The sequence below is a fragment of the Micromonospora inositola genome (genome assembly GCF_900090285.1).
Lineage (GTDB): Bacteria > Actinomycetota > Actinomycetes > Mycobacteriales > Micromonosporaceae > Micromonospora > Micromonospora inositola.
The window spans coordinates 4,774,209-4,788,220 of the sequence record NZ_LT607754.1 but is presented as its reverse complement, the minus strand read 5'-3'; the positions used below and the strand labels follow the sequence as shown (position 1 = coordinate 4,788,220).

Sequence of the window (14,012 nt, the reverse complement as noted above, 5' to 3'; positions counted from 1 at the left end):
CCGCCTTCACCGCACCCCCCGGATGGTCGACGCTGCGGATCCGCAGACTTCAGTGATTGCGATAAGCATTGCTGAGCAACAGTGTGAGAGCGCGACGGGCGATCATCGGGCCAGCGTGCGCCGGCGCCAGTAGTTGGCCGCGACCGCGAGAACGAGCGGCCCCCACGCCAGCAGCGGGACGTAGAGTGACACGATCCCCGGCCCGGGCGGGGTCCGCTCGACATCGTGCTGCCCGACCAACACCGGTCCCCGATCGACAAAGTGAAAAGTCATGTTGAGCACGGCGTACAGGCAGAGTCCGATGACCAGCGAAGCCCCGACCAGCGCGGGGACCGCGGCCGCCCGGGCTGGAATGGTCCGACCACCGACGCCGGGCACCCAGCCGGGGATTCGCTCACCCCAGTGGTGGACGAGGCCGAGGGTGAGCAGCGCGAGCCCCATGGACAGGCCGGAGAGCAGGAGGAGGTACCAGCCCCCGTTCGCCATGCTGACCGTGCCGTCAATTGCAGCGGTAGCGCGCCAGATCGTCGATGGCAACACGCAGAGCGGCACCGCATAGGCCGCCCACACCGCCCAGCGCGGCGCGGCCGTCGAGTCCCGACTTGTCGTTGACTTTTGCATGGCTCTCCCTCGTTCTGGGCCTGAAGCCATGCTCGTAGACCAGACCTGACCCGGAATCCACCACGGGAGCTAGCACCGTCCCCCGGCGGAGGGAGAACGAACCGCGCTTCTGGGTCAGCCCCGCGCACTTCGCAGCGTGACCGGTCCTCAGCGAGTCGTGGTATGCGTCGACGATCCGGGCCACGCGTCGCGCGTGCATGTCGGCTTCGGCCTCGGCGGGCAGGTCTGCACATTGACCATGGTCGCCGGTCATCCGCTGCCCGCCGTCCTTACCGCCGGGGGTCGATCTCTCCCGGCCGGCCGAACTCGGGTTGATGTTGGATGGTCACAACTCGCCTCTTTCGCGTCTGGCAGCTGCGGTGACGCTTCTGGCGGTGCCTCTCGGGATGAGGCGTCGCCGTATCGGCGTCTCCGGCGGAACAGGCGTCCGCTTCTCGGCAAGACCGAGTGCTGTGCTGCGTTGAGCCTTTTCAACCTCCCCCGTCACAAACAGCGCTCCCTGCCCCGCCGGCTACGGCGTGGCCGCCTCCCGCAGGCGTAGGTGTCAGGGCTCGGCTGCGAGCGCGTCCTGGCGCGGCTTGAGCCTGACGTCGACCCGAGAGAGGGTCAGATCCCGGCTCAAGCCGCCGCGCAGGAGCCGAATCCACGTGGGAGGCGCGCGACGGCGGGGTCGGCCAGGGTGAACGCGACTGGGGTACCCGGTGCGCCCCGACCGAAGCGGATGGCGTTTGGTCTTCATCCCGCAAGGTGCCCTGTGCTTCTTCGCACACGCGACTCAGCTTTCGAATTGACCAAGAAAAGGAATGGAGGGTGGCAGCACCGGGGGCCACGTTAGTGCGCTCGCGCACGCCCTTGCGCCGCGCGTTGTCCCGTTGCGGGATCGTCAATCGGTCCGGGTGCGGAGGCTCCGCGCCAGGGTGGGGATCATCACCGTCGCAGGGACGAGGTGTAGCCCGAGGAGGGCGGTGGTGGTGGCGGTGTTTGCCTCGGAGAGGAGGGGCGGGATCAACGAGATCGCGGTCAGCGACACTGCCGTCCACACGAATCGCTCGGCGGGGCGAGCGCTCCAACGAAGAAGAGCGACGGCAATGACGATGCCCACGACCGAGAAGAAGCCGGTCACCACGGCGAACCCGGACAACGGGATCGTCTCGCCACCATCGGGGACCTCGAAGTCGACGCCAACGGCCTGGGCAAGCGCAGCGGCGAGGGTGGTGGCCACCATCGCTGCGAGCATGGCAATGAAGCCGGTGCCGGCAAGCCCGCGGAGTCGGTGGGTGTGGCTGGTCTGGCCCGATGCCGGGCCTGCGACGACCCCGGTGTCATTCATGCTGTTCATGTCGTTCCTCCATCATTCGGTAACTGGCGTACGGGGTGTGTTGACTGGCATGTGACGGTCCTGGCCCTGGGGGTGACAATGCGCACCCTCGCCGTACGACGGCCGGGGTTCCGCAGGGCGCGGACGCCGGTGCCGCGGAGCCAGAACCCGGCGTCGCGTCCGAGGACCGGCCCGGGCTCGCCGTCGCGCAGCTCCAGCTGCACCCGCCCGCGGGTGACGACGCCGAACGCGTCGCACCACTGCGCCGCGACCACCGCGACACGCGCGCCACCGCGCAGCGCGAGCGTCCACACCGGGACTACTCCGTGCCGTCCGCCGGCAGGCGCTCCGGCAGCCCGAGCCGCGGGAACTGGTCGTCGTGGAAGATGACGATCTCGGTGATCGCCCCGCCGGTGACGCGCAGGACGTCGATCGTCAGCGGCAGGTACGCGCCCTCCTGCTCCCGCCACAGGTAGAAGGCGACGGCCGGCTGCCGGTTCACCGAGGTGGGGACCGCGCGCAGGCCCTTCATGCCCTCGAAGCCGTCCTCGACCCAGCTGTTCACCACCGCGTCGCGGCCGACGTACAGGCCCGGCGTGGGCGGCATCGAGCAGCGGACGTCGTCCCGCAGCATGGCAGCGAGCACGTCGATGTCCGTGGCCACGCTGGCGTCGGTGAAGCGGCGCACCAGCTCGCGCGTCCCGGCGTCCTCCTCGCCGCCGGTCCAGTCCTGCCGCTCGGCAGGCAGGTGCTCCCGCATGCCGGCGCGGGCCCGCTGCAACGCGCTGTTCACGGAGTTGACGGAGTCCCCGAGGAGCTCCGCGACGTCCTTCGCGGGCCAGCCGAGCACGTCCCGCAGGATCAGCACGGCCCGCGGGCGCGGCGCGAGGTGCTGGACTGCGACCAGGTACGCCAGCTCGATCGTCTCCCGCGCGACGGCGACGGTCTCCGGCTCGTCCGCGTCGCCTGCGGGCAGCTCGTCGAGCAGCCGGTCCGGGTAGGGCTGCAGCCACAGCACCTCGCCGCCGGTCGCGGGCTCCGGGCGGCGCCTGGCGAGCAGGTCCAGGCAGGCGTTGGTGGCGATCCGGTACAGCCAGGCCCTGAACGTCGACCGCCCCTCGAAGGTCTCCCGCCGCCGCCAGGCACGGAGGAACGTCTCCTGCACGGTGTCCTCGGCGTCCTCGAACGACCCGAGCATCCGGTAGCAGTGCACGTGCAGCTCCCGCCGGTGCCGCTCCGCCAGCCCCGAGAACGCCGGCTCGTCGACCTTGCCCAGACCGCTCCCGCCCAGCCCGCTCACGCCCAGACCGCTCACGCCCAGCTCCTCCAGCCGCGTGTCCGCACTCATCACGTCATCCTTCCGTCTCGTCGTGTCCCGTCGTAGGTGTGACGGGTGCGGGCGAGACAACTCATCACTTGATTGACCAACGGTGACGCTGCGTGACGCGCTGTCGACGGCAGAAGCGGATGTTCGCTGCGAGACGATGCTCTCGGTCTGACCCATTTTGAATGTGTTGGTGAGCCCGCAGTGGGTGGTGTCAGGAACGCTGAAGGGTCGCCCTGATGCTGGAGATGGCCCCGTTCCGGCGCTGGGCCGTTCACCGACCGGTCACTTGGTCTGCTCGGCCAGCGCGACGATGATGCCTGCGGGGCCGCGGAGGTAGCAGAGCCGGTAGCTGTTCTCGTACCGCACCAGCTCGCCGACGAGTTCGACTCCGTGTGGCCGCAAGCGGTCGAGGATGTCGTCGATGTCTTCGACGGCGAACATGATGCGATGGCTGCCCAGCGTGTTCGCCGGAGCGCGCGGGTCAGCGTCTCGGCTCGACGGCGTGTGGTACTTGGTCAGCTCGAGCCGTCCGTGGCCGTCTGGGGTGCGCATCATCGCGATGTCCGATCGGACTCCCTCGAGCCCAACGAGGCGATCCACCGCGGTGCCCTCGACTGTCGCCTCGCCTTCCAGCTCCAGTCCGAGTTCGACGAAGAACGCCTTAGCAGCCGCGAGGTCGTCGACGACGATGCCGATGTTGTCCATCCGCTGGATCGTCCCGCGCCCAGGGTGGGGGCCCCGCTGGTCGGTGTCGTCCATGATGATCTCCTTTCGGGTCGGCCGCCGGGTTCGGCGGCGCGTGTGCGTGTTCAGGCGCGCTGGCGTTCCTTCTGTTGCTGCATGAGCTCCTCGATGGCGGTGGGCAGAGTGGTCTCGAAGTCGATCAGCTTGGCCCAGGTCGGCTTCACCACGACCCGGACCATGCCGTCGTAGAGCGACCGCACGCCGGCCTCCCACTCGGCCCGTTGCTCGGGCGTCATCTCGTAAGTGCCGTTCCACTGGAAGTACTCCTCGGGTATGCCGTCGACGACATCCAGCTCCGCCCGGCCGCGGATGAGCAGGACCTTCGGCGGGTGTGACTCGGTGTCGATCGTCAGCGCGACCGCGGGATTGCGGCGCAACGCCGGGAGTTTCCGCGCGTTCGTCGCGGTGCACATGACGATTTCCGTGCCGTTCCAGACAATTCCGATCGGGATCGACCGCGGGGTGCCGTCCAGCCCGATGAAGGCCAGCCTGGCCAGGTCACGGGCCAGCAGTTCCTGGCTGAGTGGGCGGTTCAGTACCTCGTCGATGGCGTGCTGGTCCATGGTTCGAGTTCCTCAGTTGTAGTAGCGGCGGGCGCTGGACCCGACGCGGGTGATGTCGGTGCCGTAGATGTGCAGGCTGATGGCGGTCTCGTCGCCGACGTTGCGGATGCGGTGGATGTCGCCGGGCGGCGCGAAGCCGCTGACCTCGCCGGGAGGGTTGTCCCGCGTGCCAATGGGGTTGAGCGCTTCGTCGAACAGTTCCTCGTGCTCGATGCCCGACAGCACGCCCACGACGCACCAGGTGATGTGGTCGTGGATCCGGGTGGTCTGCCCGGGACGCCAGACCAGGCCGAGTATGGAGAACGCCCCGTCGGGCTCGGCGTGCAGCAGGTGGCCCACGACCCGGTCGGGCCGGCCGAGACGCTGATCGGGCGTCAGGATCCCGGGGCCGGGCAGGTGCGCGCGGAGCTGATCGGCGACCAGTTCTGACGTGTCCGTCCAGCCGGTCCGCACGTCGATCGCCTGGCGCACGGCCGCGACGAGATCGGTGAGCGTCGCCAGTGAGCGAGTCATAGCCGCGTCCTCCTTCGCAGAGCGGGGTTTGTCCCCCTCAGCGTCCCGCGCGCCGACCCATTCGTCTAATGACAATACTTGGGCGAACTCATGCGTATCCTTTATGCATGCTGGATATCCTGCGGTTACGGGTTCTCGCGGCGATCGCCGCGCAGGGCTCGGTCACCAAGGCCGCCAAGCACCTGAACTACTCCCAGCCCGCCGTCAGCCATCATCTGGCCAGGCTGGAGGCCGAGACCGGGGCCAGGCTCGTCCAGCGGGTCGGCCGGGGCATCCGGCTCACCCCGGAGGGCGAGCACCTGGCCCGCCGCGCCACCGAGATCGTCGGCCGGGTCGACACCGCCGCCGCGGAACTGTCCGCGATGGTGGGCCTGCGCACCGGCCGCGTCCGGGTCGCCGGCTTCCAGTCGGCGCTCGCCGCGCTGGTGCCGCACGCCGCGGGCACCCTGCGCCGCGAGCACCCCGGCATCGAACTGCACCTGATCGAGGCCCACCCGCGCGTGGCACTCGATCTGCTGCGGGCCGGGCAGGTCGACGTCGCGGTCGTCTTCCGCTACGACGACACAACCCCGGACGACATCCGCGCCACGCATCTGTTCGACGACCCGATGTACCTGCTCAGCCTCGAACCCGGCCAGACACTGGCAGGCAACCGCGACTCCGCCTGGATCGCGGGCTGCGAGAACTGCCGCCGCGAGTTCCTCGAGGCCTGCGACCAGGCGGGCTTCGTCCCGCCCATCGCCTACACGAGCGACGACATCATCGTCCAGCAGGCACTGGTCGCCGCGGGCATGGGCGTGACCACCATGCCGGGGCTGGCACTGCGCACCCACCACGCGCCCGGAATCGAGGCCAGCGTCCTTCGCGACTTCCGGCGGCACGTCTACCTGGCCACCTATGGCGACCCGCCGGATCCGCCCGCGACCACGGCCTTCGTCAGCGCGCTGCACCACGCCGTCCAGCAGGCCCGACCAGGCGAGCCGCCCCCACCCACGTAGGGTCCCGCACTCGACGAGCACCAAGGAGGCGACAGAAGATCCACCGAATCCACAAAGCCATCCCGGACGTCCGCTGACCGAGCCGTCCAGATCGACACAGGCGAGTCCCAGCTCAGTGAGTCGACCAACCATCAACCTGATCAGGACGGGATGCCAGCTGGGGAGCTTCCGAGGGGGACTGAACGGCCTTGTCTCCAGACGGCCGGGGGCCTCGTTGCTCTGAGCGGTCGGGAGGTTAGGCGTCGTACGTCCTTCGTGGTGGTGCGAGAACCGAGGACGGCGCCCATGTCGGCCGAGGTTCGACAGCAGGCTGTCACCGCGCTTGCCGTGATGATTCACAGTGGTGGTCGGGTGGCCAGGCGATGGCCAGGGCCGCAGCGCCGGTGCTGTTCGCGGATCGGATCAGTCAGGCGGCGCTGCGGGGGGTGACGCGAGCTGAGCGGGTCAGGGGGTGTGTCGGCGAACGGCTGACAGCGTCACGACCGGCCCCTGAACAGCGTGAAAGCGGTTCGGGTTCTGCCACATCCGGTCCACCTGTAGCACGTGAACTGGGAAAACATGATTCCGAATGTGGCGGTGCCCGAACCGCCTCGGCGCGCTACGTCGTGACCTGGGAAAGCAATCGCACATGCTCAGCAGCCATGGCTGCGCGGTGCAGCTCTCTGGCGGCGTTCTCGCGCACGGTAATTCAGGCTACGAGCAGGCGGAGGCCGAGCTCTGCCGTGTCGAGGGCGACGAGGTCGCGGTTGCGCTCGGCCCACCGGCCTGAGGAAAGGTCTTCGCGGAGTGTGCTGACTGCCCGTTGCTCGGCCTGCGGTCCGACTCTGGTCCATACCGAAACCGCGCGGCGTACATGTTCGTCCAGGTACGCCTCAGGCCGGCGCCAGTATGCCTCGAAGAAGCCGTCAGCGCAGTCCCACGGGACGAGCATCGGCTCCGCGCGTCCTCCGATCGCGCGGGTCAGGTCGGCCAGGGACGGCCAGCCGACGAGGAGGTCTGCGAACTCAGGTAAGTAGTCGCGGGTGAGCCAGAACCGCTGACGCCAGCCGGTGTCATCGGCGTCGTACGTGAACACCACCACGCGGCGGGCCACACGCCGCAGCTCACGCAGCCCGGCGACCGGGTCCGGCCAGTGATGAACGGTGCTGACCGCCATCGCGGCGTCGAAGGACTGGTCCCCGAACGGCAGACTCTCCGCAGCGGCGGCCACGCAGGGCGCCGCGCCCGGGGGACGCTGCGCCCGCATGACCGCCGAAGGTTCCACCGCCGTGACGTCGCGGTCGGGGGGTTCGTAGGAGCCGGTGCCGGCCCCGACGTTCAGTACCGTTTGTGCATCCCCCAGCGCATCCCAGATGCGCGCGGCGATCCGTGGCTCAGTGCGCCGCGTCGCTGGGTAAGCGGATCCGATGGCATCGTACAACCGCGCGCCGAACACTTTCAGTTGCTCCTCTGGCGTCGTCCTGATTCCCATTGCTCGTGCCTCCAGTTCCCTGTCTATGGCCGTCACCATGGCAGCAGCGCGGTCGCGCTGGTCCATCAACAGGCCGCGCAGCCGGCACAGGTGCGCGACTGCGTCGGTAGCCGGATCGTCAACCAGATCCGCGATCTCCCGCAATCCGAAGCCGAGCCGCCGGTAGGCGAGCACCTCCCGGAGTCGCTCCACGTCGTCCGCGGAGTAGGCCCGGTGCCCAGCCGCGGTCCGCGTGGACGGCTCCAGGAGGCCGATCTCGTCATAGTGATGCAGTGTGCGGACGCTTACGCCGGCCAACTCCGCCACACGCCCCACGGTCAGGTGTTCCTCCACGCCACCGACTATGCGGCATGACGCCGCGTGAGGGGCAAGCGCTTCGCTGCTGGAATGATCGAGTTTCCGCTCATCGGCACGTCCGGACGCCGGCGACCGGCGCCGACGTCACCTTCGGTGACGAGCGCTTCGCGGCAGAAGAGTATGGCCGCCGGCATCCCAGCGCGTCGGTGGCATGATGCGATCATCGTTCGGTGGACGACGAGCATGCCCAGGTTCTGGCGCATGGCGGGAACACAGCCGTAACCCACCTGGCGGGCCGCGCCTTCCCAGGGATACACGTCCAAGGCGACACGTTCGCCGAGATGCGGCGGCAACTCGCCGGCGCGGCCAGCCGGTTGCGGCACACCGAGGGCGGCAGTGAGCCGCTGGACGATCTCGACTATGTGATCGAGGAGATGACGCAGATACTTCGCTTCTACGAAGCCGTCCTCGCCGAGCGCGGGATCCAACTCCCATACCCCGGGGAGCGACCGGCTGGGTAACGCATCCGCTTCGGCAAAGTCGGGTGTCGGCATGGCCGGTTGCCGACGGCGTGACTCCCGGCCATGAGCGGATGTCCTGGCCTAGTTACGCCTCGCGGGTGCGAGAGATCAGGTCTGACGGGTCTGGCTGATCAGCGCTTGCCTGAGCGCATCGAGAATCCGGCGGCTGAACGGGCTTTCGGCGTCCGGCGTCACCACCGTCACGAGTGACAGGCCAGCAGTGATCAACGTCGCCGAGTGCGGCTCGAATCGAAATCCGGACGGACCATATGGGTCCTCGTCGACCTGGATCTGAACCGTGGTCCGACCGGATGGTTGGTAGAGCAACGCGAATGGTCCCTCGTCGTGCTCCATGAGCGAGTAGCCGACCTCGTCCCAACGCTGCTCCATCTGGGCATCACGCGCGACGAGCACCTCGCCGGTGCCAGCGGGTACGTCGTTACGCGACGTCTGCCAGGGCAGGAACACGTCATCGGCAACCCCGCTCACCGCAACAAGCATGTTGGGCCATCGGCAATGGAGAACGTCCAGCATCGTCCGGATGCCGGCATCGACGGGTGCGCCGGTCACGAAGACAGTGTCGTGCCCTGTAATCATCACGCTCCGCCCGCCGTGGATCATCGCGTACTTCGTCGCTGCACGAACGGTGTCAGGTCACTTGCACCTTCGTCCGCAAGCCATGATCTCACCGGGCCTGCGAACAGACATCCGCAGTTCGGCAAAGTCGGGTGTCGGCATGGCCGATTGCCGACCGCGCGATTCGCGACATGGGCGGATGCCGCGTGCGCGGCGGACTGGGAGATCGGTTGCTGGGGGCGATCGGTGTTTGCGTCGCGACGGCGCATGGTCAAGCTTGCCGGGTGGCTGATCTGGACTTCTTCGTCGACGTGGTCGTCACCGGCGCAGTGCTGGGCGTGGGCTTGACCGACTCGCCGGACGACGTAGCTCGCGCACTGGGTAGTGACTTCGTGGAGGACCGCGACCGCGTCGCGATGCGTCGCGACTACGGCCTGGTTGAGTTCTTCTGGGCGCGGCGAGACGGATCCGATCCCTGGCATGCGACCGGTTTCACCGTGCAGACGCACCGTTTGACGTCCATCGACGTCACCGGGGGTCTCGTCCATCGGTACGGGCCGTTCGGCCGACGGCTGCGGTTCGCGCGGCTAAACGCCGAGTTGGAGCGCCTCGGCTATCAACTCGAAGAGGTCACTCAAGAGGCTGATGCAGGCTACCGGCGGTACTGGCTTGCCGAGTCGCGGGTATCCCTCGCCGTCGCCACCACCCCGTACGGGGAGCTGATCGACGCCGGCGATGTCTGGTCGATCAGCGCGCCCCACCCGTGCGAGACCGTGAGCGCCGCGGGCTTCGGCGCGCAACGTCAGGCAATCAAGGATGGGCTGACCCATCTGCTCCGACTCGGCGACGACCAGCGCAGGGACTGGCTGGACCGCCGCCAGCCGGCACCGAGCGAACGGGTCAACTGGTGGCTGTATGTTCTCCTGGTCATCGACCAGCAGCTTCGCCACCAGCCACGTCGGCGGGCGGACTGGGTGGAGCTGAAACTCTGGCTGCTGCGCCAGGGACAGGCCCGGGGTGTCGTCACCCGAGCCGAGAGCGCCGAGAAGGTGGCGTACTTCGTAGCCGACATGCGGCGCACGGGGGCCGAGTTGCCGGAGCTGCTGCCGTCCGCTGACGACGTCGTCCGGGCTTGCCTTGAGGCCATCCCAGTCGGCCGGAACCAGGTGGCCATGCTCGACGACCGTCGAGACCTACGCGGCCTTGACCGCATGCAGATGCGCCTCTCCCGCCAGGCGAGGATTTTGATCAATGCTGCTCAATGGCACCTGGACGAGGTCCAAGATGAGCGCCTCGCGGACCAACTGCGGGAGTGGATCGCCGTCAAGCCGCGCCTCGTGTAGAAACCTGTTCGCCGAAAGGAGCAGCACCACGCTCGCCTCGGCCCAACGCACGCTCATCGGCAAGTCCGGACGTCGGCTCCATTCGCTCGAACATGACGCTCCGTAACGCGCGGATCGCGGCAGAAGAGTGCGCCCGGCGCAGTCCGGAACTGATATCACGCAGGCCATGAGGGCAGAGCGCCTGGCTCAGCGCCTAGCATGCCCGTCATGCTCGAACTTTCGGACGAGCTATTGCGGCTGCGAGCCCGGTCAGATCGTCTACCTGTCACCGCTGCGGTCAGGCCCAGCTGCCGGTACCTGGGCAGTCACGGTACCGCTCGCGCCGTTCTCCGCAGCCGACCGTTTCGACCCCACGACCTTCCGCCCCGGCACTGATGGGCCCGAGATCATCAAGACGGTGATCCGGCGGGGCGAGTTCATTGATTTGCCCGGCAAGGACCGGTCTGCACTGACTGCCGCAGGGGCGCAGTGATACGCGTACAGCGGTTGACAACCTTGATTGTCGGGCGGACTCTGAAGTGTGAGACCACTGAGGAGGGGTCGTCATGCGGGATCTGACACCTGACGAGCGGCAGGAAATGCGATGGCAGTTGAGGACGATCGCCATCGGTTGGGCACAGCGGCTCGAGGAGCCCGGGCTGGATGCCAGGCGTAGGGCGGACCACGAGCCGAGCTACGCGGAGCGGATGCGGACTCATCTCGCACGCATGACGGTCAGCGAGCAGATGCGGGCTGTGCTCGCCGAGCTCGTGTCGGCAAGCGCCGAGGAAGCGGTGGAGTGCGGTGCCGGCTATCCCGAGCTTGGCGCGGCGGTGGGCGCCAGCCGGCAGGCGGCGCGTAAGCGGTGGCCCAACCTGCCGATCGCGAAAAAGCGTGCTGCCGAGTGGAAGCAACCGCCAGGGGGTACCGGCTGGGCCGCCGAGGTAACACTCAAGTACCCGGGCCCAGGAGGAGCCTGAGGCATCTCGTCTGCTGATCTGGGCGGCAACCAGACCTCACTCGCGCTGCGCTGACTGCCGAACCTTCGACTTCCCGATCAACCCGCATACTGGCTATATTGATACGAGCGTCTACCTGGGTGGGCGCCAAAACCCGGTCGACATCACCCGCATGGAGTTCGGTGCGGCCCATTCGCAGTACATCGACGTTGTACTGCACGCCGCGTTCGACTTTTACCCAGGAAGGCGTCGAGATCGCGAACACGTCAGAGGTCCTGCACGCCAACCTCCAGTTCGAGCAGCTCGACTGACCCCGACCGAAGACCGGCAGGCCAACGTACTCAACTCGGCACGACAGGATGCCAGCGCCGCCGACCTCCGCTACGCCATGTGACGAGCGGATCGCGGCAAATGAGGATGTTGGTCAGTAGGGCCCGTTCGGTGCCGCTCTTGGAGCGGAGGGCGCCGGCATGAGTGATCGGATCTTGTAATCGGCTTGCCCCGGACAGAGGCGGATCGGCACTATGCGGTCGTGGGGTCGGACTGGATCTGGGAAGTGCGGGTACCCGTGGCGGCCGGGCCGGCTCTTCGCCAGTTGTATGCACTGGCAGCTGAGCGGGACCTGCGCCCGCAGCGTCCCGATGGGTTGATCAACCTGTTCACCAATCCCGACGCCGACCTACGCACGGTCGAGGATCCCGACACGGCGGTCGCCGCAATGGCGACGGGCACGGAGCACGGCCAGTTCTGGACGAACGGCGACATCGACATCTTCGTCAACTGGGAAGACGGGCGCCTGGTCTGGGCGCTGGACGCGTGCTTCTGCTATCGCCGCTCGGTGTCCGAGGCGGACACCTTCCGCGAGCTGCACGGCCGCCTGACCGGCTTGTGGCTTGATGTCGCGCAGCGTCTGAACGCCGACGTCGGTCGAGTCCTCGACGAATGGTCGAGTGATCAGATATGGGAATGGGGCATCCACGACGCGCTGCACCCGGCCGGTGGTTGGCCGGCTGAGCTCGGCTGGTGGACCTACCTCGGCCCCGACGGCCGTCTGCCACCGCCACGGCTGCCCGAGGTCGCCGCTCGCACGCGCCGACTCCCGAACGGCGCCCTGCTGGTTACCCTCCTGGACGACCCGGCCGCCGTCGACCCGCTGCGCTACGAGGACATCCACGGCCGCTGGCTCAGGGCGGCCTGAGCTCCCCGGGGCAGCACCCTGTGTATGCCTTCGGCGGCCCAGTGCGCGCGCACGGCGGCAGATCCGGACGTTCGATGAGGAGCCCACGATCACGGAGTGACGAATTCCCTGCCGGTGGGTCGTCATGCAGTCTCTGACTCGCCGTGCCAAGATCGCCTCGTGCGCAACGAGCAACGCCTACGAACACGGACGCCCGAGTCCCGAGCCTTCGCGGAGCGCGTACAGCTCGTCATGAACCTGACCTCGCGCCTCAACGTGCTGCCGTTTGACGACCTCGACGCGCGCAGGACGGTGCTCAACGAGATCTTCGGTGGACCCATCCCTGACTCGCTGTCCATCTTGCCCCCGTTCTATTGCGACTACGGGCTTGGAGCATCGTTCGGAGAGCGCGTGTTCATCAATCAGGGATGCTTCTTCCTCGACTACGGGGGCATCACCATCGGTGACCGCGTCCTGATCGGTCCCCGAGTGACTCTGAGCACGGCCGGACACCCCGTCGAGCTCGACGAACGGTACGACTTCATCACGCACGCGCCCATCGTCATCGAGGATGATGTGTGGATCGGCGCCGCAGCCACGATCACCCCTGGAGTGACAATCGGTCGGGGCTCGGTCGTCGGCGCGGGCGCCGTTGTCGCGAAGGACGTGCCGCCGCTGAGTGTGGTGACAGCAACAAGCGTTGTCGAGCGCAAGCGTCTGAAGCCAGCGTCTACTGCAACCTGAAACCGGCGGCTCACCCACGCACATCGGCAGAACCGCGCGTCGAGCGCCGCCACGTCCGTCACTCAACGTGACGCACGGTCGGCGGCAGATCCGGATGTTCAGTCGCGAGGGCCGCCCGGCGCGTACTGCTGTTGGTCCGGGGAGATTACGAGGGCAACTCGTACTCCTCCGCGAGCCGCTCGGCGTAGCCACGTACCAGGTCGTCACCGGTGGCGCGTACCCGCCGGACCAGCTCAGCTGCTTCACCGGTTGCACCCCGGTCCAACAGCAGCGCAGCGAGCAGGCATCGGCAACGGTTCTCCAACAGCGCGGCACCTTGACGCAGCACGGCCTCCGCTTCGACCTGTCGATGCGGCACCGTCAGCAAGAGCGCGCCGAGGATCGGCAGAGAACCGGTGTCGCCGGCCGCCACCTGGCGACGGCGATGCTCGATCGCTTCACTGAGCTCGCCGGGCTCGCCGTGGTTGTGCAGGAAGGCGCATACATCGTCAACGCGTTGACGCTGCCGGACTCGATGGCCACCGTGAACACCACCCGAGCTTCGGCCGTGTCGCCCTGCCGGGCGCGCAGCGCCGCCAAAGACGCCCACGACTGAACGTCACCGGCCGTAATCGCCGCCCGATACACGGCCTCCATCGCAGCGCGGTCCTCCCGGATACCAGGCCAGTTGACCAGCTTCACGACGGCCCGGTGGTCTCCGGCTTCAGCCGCCTTGCGGTACAGGGCCTCCGCCATAGCGTGCTCGCCCTTGGCCGACATCCCTTCCGCGGCCTGGACCAGAGCAGCGATCGCCCGAGGCCGGCTCGCTCTGCGGAACACCCCACGCGCGTACCCTGCGGCATACGCTTCGGCATAGGAGGA

At 67.9% G+C, this 14,012-nt stretch carries 17 protein-coding genes; 7 read left to right on the top strand and 10 right to left on the bottom strand.

Features of this window, described 5'->3' with window-relative positions; translation table 11 throughout:
- Positions 1–102: 102 nt before the first annotated feature.
- The 7 genes from GA0070613_RS22795 to GA0070613_RS22770 form a co-directional block, all read right to left on the bottom strand.
- Positions 103–486, bottom strand: a complete 384-nt coding sequence (locus tag GA0070613_RS22795; protein ID WP_197698956.1) for a hypothetical protein — start codon at positions 484–486, stop codon at positions 103–105.
- 13 nt (positions 487–499) lie between these two features.
- Positions 500–874, bottom strand: coding sequence for a hypothetical protein (locus GA0070613_RS33075; protein ID WP_197698955.1), 375 nt, complete (start codon positions 872–874; stop codon positions 500–502).
- Between the two features lie 630 nt (positions 875–1,504).
- Positions 1,505–1,960, bottom strand: coding sequence for a DUF6069 family protein (locus GA0070613_RS33655; RefSeq protein WP_231929386.1), 456 nt, complete (start codon positions 1,958–1,960; stop codon positions 1,505–1,507).
- 298 nt (positions 1,961–2,258) lie between these two features.
- Positions 2,259–3,287 (bottom strand): RNA polymerase subunit sigma-70, encoded by a 1,029-nt coding sequence (locus GA0070613_RS22785; protein ID WP_089014152.1) that lies wholly within the window; start codon positions 3,285–3,287, stop codon positions 2,259–2,261.
- A 261-nt stretch (positions 3,288–3,548) separates the two neighbouring features.
- Positions 3,549–4,025 carry a VOC family protein gene (locus tag GA0070613_RS22780; RefSeq protein WP_089014151.1) on the bottom strand — a complete coding sequence of 159 codons (477 nt, stop codon included), beginning with the start codon at positions 4,023–4,025 and terminating at the stop codon, positions 3,549–3,551.
- Positions 4,026–4,075: 50 nt separating this feature from the next.
- A complete protein-coding gene (locus GA0070613_RS22775) occupies positions 4,076–4,573 on the bottom strand; it encodes a pyridoxamine 5'-phosphate oxidase family protein (protein ID WP_089014150.1) in 498 nt (165 codons plus the stop codon).
- Between the two features lie 12 nt (positions 4,574–4,585).
- Positions 4,586–5,086 carry a cysteine dioxygenase family protein gene (locus tag GA0070613_RS22770; protein ID WP_089014149.1) on the bottom strand — a complete coding sequence of 167 codons (501 nt, stop codon included), beginning with the start codon at positions 5,084–5,086 and terminating at the stop codon, positions 4,586–4,588.
- Positions 5,087–5,193: 107 nt separating this feature from the next.
- Here GA0070613_RS22770 and GA0070613_RS22765 point away from each other — a divergent pair, with 107 nt between their 5' ends.
- Complete coding sequence (locus GA0070613_RS22765; protein WP_089014148.1) at positions 5,194–6,084, top strand: LysR family transcriptional regulator; 891 nt, start codon at positions 5,194–5,196, stop codon at positions 6,082–6,084.
- 688 nt (positions 6,085–6,772) lie between these two features.
- Here the strand turns inward: GA0070613_RS22765 and GA0070613_RS22760 are convergent.
- The gene (locus GA0070613_RS22760) at positions 6,773–7,888 is read right to left on the bottom strand and encodes a MerR family transcriptional regulator (protein WP_089014147.1); all 1,116 of its coding nucleotides are present in this window, start codon (positions 7,886–7,888) and stop codon (positions 6,773–6,775) included.
- A gap of 194 nt (positions 7,889–8,082) precedes the next feature.
- On the opposite strand from GA0070613_RS22760, the gene GA0070613_RS34495 reads away from it, so the two are divergent.
- Positions 8,083–8,373: a DUF6959 family protein gene (locus GA0070613_RS34495; RefSeq protein ID WP_089014146.1), complete on the top strand. Its 291-nt coding sequence runs from the start codon at positions 8,083–8,085 to the stop codon at positions 8,371–8,373.
- Positions 8,374–8,481: 108 nt separating this feature from the next.
- Here GA0070613_RS34495 and GA0070613_RS22750 read toward each other — a convergent pair whose 3' ends face one another.
- Positions 8,482–8,943, bottom strand: coding sequence for a hypothetical protein (locus tag GA0070613_RS22750; protein ID WP_157746451.1), 462 nt, complete (start codon positions 8,941–8,943; stop codon positions 8,482–8,484).
- A 290-nt stretch (positions 8,944–9,233) separates the two neighbouring features.
- On the opposite strand from GA0070613_RS22750, the gene GA0070613_RS22745 reads away from it, so the two are divergent.
- The 4 genes from GA0070613_RS22745 to GA0070613_RS34055 all read left to right on the top strand — a co-directional run bounded on the left by GA0070613_RS22745 (position 9,234) and on the right by GA0070613_RS34055 (position 13,151).
- Positions 9,234–10,292 (top strand): hypothetical protein, encoded by a 1,059-nt coding sequence (locus GA0070613_RS22745; protein WP_089014144.1) that lies wholly within the window; start codon positions 9,234–9,236, stop codon positions 10,290–10,292.
- A 545-nt stretch (positions 10,293–10,837) separates the two neighbouring features.
- Positions 10,838–11,251 (top strand): hypothetical protein, encoded by a 414-nt coding sequence (locus GA0070613_RS22740; protein ID WP_089010811.1) that lies wholly within the window; start codon positions 10,838–10,840, stop codon positions 11,249–11,251.
- Positions 11,252–11,762: 511 nt separating this feature from the next.
- Entirely contained in the window at positions 11,763–12,428 is a 666-nt protein-coding gene (locus tag GA0070613_RS22735) for a hypothetical protein (RefSeq protein ID WP_157746450.1), read from the top strand.
- A 159-nt stretch (positions 12,429–12,587) separates the two neighbouring features.
- Complete coding sequence (locus GA0070613_RS34055; RefSeq protein WP_269459006.1) at positions 12,588–13,151, top strand: sugar O-acetyltransferase; 564 nt, start codon at positions 12,588–12,590, stop codon at positions 13,149–13,151.
- A gap of 145 nt (positions 13,152–13,296) precedes the next feature.
- Here the strand turns inward: GA0070613_RS34055 and GA0070613_RS32270 are convergent, their stop codons facing one another.
- Positions 13,297–13,455: a hypothetical protein gene (locus GA0070613_RS32270; RefSeq protein ID WP_157746449.1), complete on the bottom strand. Its 159-nt coding sequence runs from the start codon at positions 13,453–13,455 to the stop codon at positions 13,297–13,299.
- Between the two features lie 12 nt (positions 13,456–13,467).
- Here GA0070613_RS32270 and GA0070613_RS32265 point away from each other — a divergent pair, with 12 nt between their 5' ends.
- Entirely contained in the window at positions 13,468–13,746 is a 279-nt protein-coding gene (locus GA0070613_RS32265; RefSeq protein ID WP_157746448.1) for a hypothetical protein, read from the top strand.
- Positions 13,747–14,012: the final 266 nt, after the last annotated feature.

Bases quoted from the DNA above. Each gene is read 5' to 3' on its own strand.
- GA0070613_RS22775 (WP_089014150.1), bottom strand. From the start codon at position 4,573: ATGGACCAGCACGCCATCGACGAGGTACTGAACCGCCCACTCAGCCAG.
- GA0070613_RS22785 (WP_089014152.1), bottom strand. From the start codon at position 3,287: ATGAGTGCGGACACGCGGCTGGAGGAGCTGGGCGTGAGCGGTCTGGGC.
- GA0070613_RS22780 (WP_089014151.1), bottom strand. From the start codon at position 4,025: ATGGACGACACCGACCAGCGGGGCCCCCACCCTGGGCGCGGGACGATC.
- GA0070613_RS22740 (WP_089010811.1), top strand. From the start codon at position 10,838: ATGCGGGATCTGACACCTGACGAGCGGCAGGAAATGCGATGGCAGTTG.
- GA0070613_RS33075 (WP_197698955.1), bottom strand. From the start codon at position 874: ATGACCGGCGACCATGGTCAATGTGCAGACCTGCCCGCCGAGGCCGAA.
- GA0070613_RS33655 (WP_231929386.1), bottom strand. From the start codon at position 1,960: ATGAACAGCATGAATGACACCGGGGTCGTCGCAGGCCCGGCATCGGGC.
- GA0070613_RS22795 (WP_197698956.1), bottom strand. From the start codon at position 486: ATGGCGAACGGGGGCTGGTACCTCCTCCTGCTCTCCGGCCTGTCCATG.
- GA0070613_RS22770 (WP_089014149.1), bottom strand. From the start codon at position 5,086: ATGACTCGCTCACTGGCGACGCTCACCGATCTCGTCGCGGCCGTGCGC.
- GA0070613_RS22765 (WP_089014148.1), top strand. From the start codon at position 5,194: ATGCTGGATATCCTGCGGTTACGGGTTCTCGCGGCGATCGCCGCGCAG.